2 protein-coding genes are annotated in these 5,049 nt (G+C 42.2%); both read right to left on the bottom strand.

Annotation, left to right across the window (positions count from 1 at the left end; all coding sequences use genetic code 11):
- Positions 1-3,275: nitrate reductase subunit alpha (locus BHE89_RS09330; RefSeq protein ID WP_128860425.1), on the bottom strand; the 3,275-nt coding region annotated here is incomplete at its 3' end.
- Between the two features lie 52 nt (positions 3,276-3,327).
- On the bottom strand, positions 3,328-4,722 hold the full coding sequence (locus tag BHE89_RS09335) for a NarK family nitrate/nitrite MFS transporter (protein ID WP_069368202.1): 1,395 nt from the start codon (positions 4,720-4,722) through the stop codon (positions 3,328-3,330).
- Positions 4,723-5,049: the final 327 nt, after the last annotated feature.

Here is a 5,049-nt window from a genome sequence, read left to right on the forward strand (position 1 = left end):
AGAAAGTTCAGCGCTTTTTCAGGGAAACCATTGGGTTTTTTACCTTTAACTGCATCAATCGCCTTAGTATCAATAGGGGGGCGATAGACCACTAAACTTTCACCATAAGCACGCATCCACTCGTGATCTTGATACAACTGCTGACGACCACTTAACGTACGCCAAGGGATCATTTCGTGAACGTTGGTATAACAGGCGTTATAAGAGACGTGCTCATCTTCAAGACCAGACCATGTAGGGCTTGAAATAATCTTACGAGGTTGGGCAACGATATCGCGGAAACGAATTTTTTCGTCTTCCTTTACTTTAGCTAAATGCGTGTGATCACGACCTGTCACTTGACTGAGTGCATCCCACGCTTTTACCGCCACTTGACCATTAGTTTCAGGGGCTAAAGAGAGAATAACTTCAGCGGCATCAATCGCCGTTTCAATCGCAGGACGTCCTTTTGCCACACCATCATGACGAACGCGATTAAGTTTTTTCAGAAAATCAACTTCTGCTTGTGTATTCCAACTAATTCCTTTACCACCATTACCCAATTTGTCCATTAAAGGACCCAGTGAGGTAAAACGAGCATAGGTATTTGGATAATCACGCTCAACAGGAATAAGGTGTGGTGCTGTTTTGCCTGGAATAAGATTGCATTCGCCTTTTTTCCAATCTTTCACATCGAAAGGCTGTGCCATTTCAGCGGCGGAGTCATGTTGTATTGGCTGTGTCACTAAATCGGTTTCAACCCCTAAATGACCGACACACAATTTAGAAAAGGTTTTAGCAATACCTTTATAAATTTCCCAATCGGTTTTGGACTCCCAAGCGGGATCTACCGCGGCGGTTAATGGATGAATAAATGGATGCATATCCGACGTATTCATATCATCTTTTTCATACCATGTGGCAGTGGGTAAAACGATATCGGAAAATAGGCAAGTACTTGACATACGGAAGTCTAACGTCACCACTAAATCAACTTTCCCTTCCCCTCCTTTATCTTGCCATTCCACTTCTTGTGGCTTAACTTGCCCTTGCTCGCCTAAATCTTTACCTTGCAATCCGTTTTCGGTTCCCAGCAAGTATTTCAGTAAATACTCGTGTCCTTTACCTGCTGAACCTAACAAATTAGAACGCCAAATAAATAAATTTCGTGGAAAATTTTGTGGGTTATCTGGTTGCTCTGAAGCAAAACGGATCTCACCTGATTTCAATGCATTAACGGTATAATCCGTTGCACTGACGCCAGCTTGTTGAGCTTTCTTGGCAATAGATAATGGGTTAACGTTTAATTGTGGTGCCGACGGTAACCACCCCATACGCTCTGAACGTACGTTCATATCGACCAAGCTGCCACTAAAGCGAGATTTATCTGCTAATGGTGATAACAACGCTGTTGGTGATACGGTTTCATAACGCCACTGACTTGAGTGGTTATAGAAAAATGACGTACTGTTCATATGGCGAGGCGGGCGCTGCCAGTCAAGACCGAAGGCTAATGGTAACCAACCCGTTTGTGGACGCAGTTTTTCTTGTCCAACATAGTGTGCCCATCCCCCACCACTTTGACCGACACAGCCACAGAAAATCAGCATATTGATAATGCCACGATAGGTCATGTCCATGTGATACCAGTGGTTAATACCCGCCCCCACAATCACCATAGAACGACCATGTGTTTTTTCTGCATTATCTGCAAATTCACGCGCAATACGAGTGATATCTTGACGACTTACCCCTGTGACTTTTTCTGCCCATGCGGGTGAATAGGCTTTGATTTCATCGTAGTTTGATGCACAGTTTTCATCATTTAAACCACGATCAATACCGTAGTTGGCTAATAGCAAGTCATAGACGGTTGTAACGTATTTTTCTTCGCCATTGGCAAGTGTAATACGTTTAGCCGGGAGTTTATGAACGAGAACATCATCCAGAGCAACACCTTCAAAGTATTCACTCTTGATACCCCCAAAATAAGGGAATGCCACATCAACAACATCATCGTGGTTTTCTAAAAGACCTAATTGTAAAGTGACTTCTTCACCACTTTTACCGTCTTTAGGTTCAAGATTCCATTTAGCCGCACCTTCCCAACGAAAGCCCATCGAACCTTGAGGAGCCACTAATTGCTGTGTTTTCTCATCAATAGCAATGGTTTTCCACTCTGGGTTTTTCTCCTGATCCAGATTGTTCACTAAATCAGAAGCACGTAACATACGACCCGCAACTAACTTGCCAGAGTCATGTTCATCTAACATCACTAACATTGGCATATCAGTGTAAGTGCGCACGTAGTTACTAAAGTATTCCGTTTGGCGTTTAACGTGGAATTCGTTAAGAATAACGTGTCCCATCGCCATTGCCATTGCACTGTCAGTACCTTGTTTGGGATTTAACCATTGGTCACACAGTTTCGCGATTTCAGCGTAATCCGGTGTCACTGCAACGGTTTTTGTTCCTTTGTAGCGAACTTCTGTAAAGAAATGAGCATCTGGCGTACGTGTTTGCGGTACGTTAGAGCCCCATGCAATCAAGTAAGAAGCGTTATACCAGTCCGCTGATTCAGGAACGTCTGTTTGTTCACCCCAAGTCATAGGTGATGCAGGAGGTAAATCGCAATACCAATCATAGAAACTTAAGCATGCACCCCCTATTAGAGATAAATAGCGCGCACCCGCAGCATATGACACCATCGACATAGCAGGTATTGGCGAAAAACCGATAATACGATCAGGACCAAACGCTTTTGCTGTAAACACGTTCGACGCTGCGATAATTTCATTCACTTCTGACCATGAAGAGCGAACAAATCCTCCCCGCCCACGAGCTTGTTTATAGCTTTTCGTTTTTTCTGGCGAGTTCACAATGGATGCCCATGCATCAACGGGATCGCTATGTTGTGCTTTTGCTTCACGCCACAATTTAATTAGACGTTTACGTACCATTGGGTATTTAACGCGGTTCGCGCTATATAAATACCATGAATAGCTCGCACCACGAGGACAGCCACGAGGCTCATGATCGGGTAAATCAGGACGTGTACGTGGATAGTCAGTTTGTTGGGTTTCCCATGTAACCAACCCATTTTTGACGTAAATTTTCCAGCTACAAGAGCCAGTACAGTTTACACCGTGAGTAGAACGAACAATTTTGTCGTGTTGCCAGCGACTACGATAACTATTTTCCCAGTCACGATTAACATTTAATTCTTGCCCGTGATCTTGTGAAAACGTATCACCAAGTTGCTTAAAATAGCGGAATCTATCGAGAAACTTACTCATCAGATACTCTCCCAATGCGCGCGAGCGCGCTCACATTGCGTATAATTCGTCATTATTGTTTATTGTGTTTACGTCCATAGACCAACCAAGTGATCAAGACGCAGGCGATATAAAATAGAACAAAGATTTTCATGGCACCGGCAGGAGAGCCAGTCATAGCCAGTGATGTACCAAAAGCTTTAGGAATAAAGAAACCACCAATTGCACCAATTGCAGAGATAAAACCCAATGCAGCTGCACTTTCTGTTACGGCTTCTTTTTGAGCAGCTTCATCTGAAACACCTTGTGCTTTCATGCGGTCAACTGTGATTTTTCTAAATACCACTGCAATCATTTGGAATGTAGAACCACTCCCTAAACCCGCGGTTAAAAACAACACCATAAAGACGCCATAGAATGCGATAAACGAGCCACCAGCACCGTTTTCAGGTAGTGTTAAGAAGAGTAGCGCGGAGAAAATTGCCATGATAATAAAGTTAATCAGTGTGACTCTAATCCCCCCAAATCTATCCGATAAAGCCCCGCCAACAGGGCGAGCTAAAGCGCCTAATAAAGGTCCAAAAAAGGCATAATGCAAAATGACAATATCGGGGAATTGGGTTTTAGAAAGCATGGCAAAACCCGCAGAAAAACCAATAAATGAACCAAAAGAGCACAGGTATAAAATACTTAATAGCCAGAGATGTCCCCGTTTTAATACAGGCAATTGCTGGCTTAAAGACGCTTTGTTAGCCGCAAGGTCGTTCATACCAAACCAAGCCGCAAATGTCAGAATAAGTAAGAAAGGAACCCAAATCCATGCAGCATTTTCTAGCCATAAACGTGAACCATCAGGCTGAACAATACCGGGACCACTAAACATCGCAAACATGCCAACACCAATCACTAATGGTGCAACTAACTGCATGACGCTGACACCCAGATTGCCTAATCCGCCATTTAATCCTAATGCCCCACCTTGACGTGCTTTAGGAAAGAAAAAGCTGATGTTTGCCATACTTGAGGCAAAGTTTGCACCGGCAAAGCCACATAAAAGTGAAATCACAATAAAGGTTGAATAAGATGTTGTGGTGTCTTGCACTGCAAAACCAAGCCAAATACAAGGAATGATGAGAAATACGGTACTGATCGCTGTCCAACGACGACCACCAAAAATAGGAATAACAAAGGAATAAGGAACACGTAAAATAGCACCTGATACTGAAGGCAGTGCAGTCAGCATAAATAGCTGATCTGTGGTAAAGTTAAAACCAACTTTGTTCAAATTTACTGCAACGGCACTAAAAAGCATCCATACGCAGAATGATAAAAGTAAACAAGGAACAGAAATCCATAAATTGCGTGAAGCGATCTTTTGACCAGTCTTTTCCCAAAAAGCTTTATCTTCAGGATGCCAATCTTCGATCACCCCTTTTCTCATTTTTTCTGGGTGTTGAGTGAGTGCCATAACAACCTCGGTTAACGGTTAGATTGGCACCTTTTTACGATTAGAATTGTTAATTAGTCATGATCTGCATCAAGCAAATATTTGTTTAATTTTTAAGCTGAAATGACTTTTTCACACCTAAGTATTAATAGGGTTACTCTTAATTTTTTTATTTTAAATTAATAAGTTAAACAAATACCACTGTAATTTATCAGTGAAATTATCTCTATCAGATATTTAGGGGTAACACTTTTAGTAGTATATGACATTTTGATGTCTTTTTTAAGGCAATTATAGCGCCAGAATAAATTTGGAAAATAACGATGAGTACACATAAAATCCAATGGC

Source organism: Shigella sp. FC1967 (assembly GCF_001743005.1).
Lineage (GTDB): Bacteria > Pseudomonadota > Gammaproteobacteria > Enterobacterales > Enterobacteriaceae > Proteus.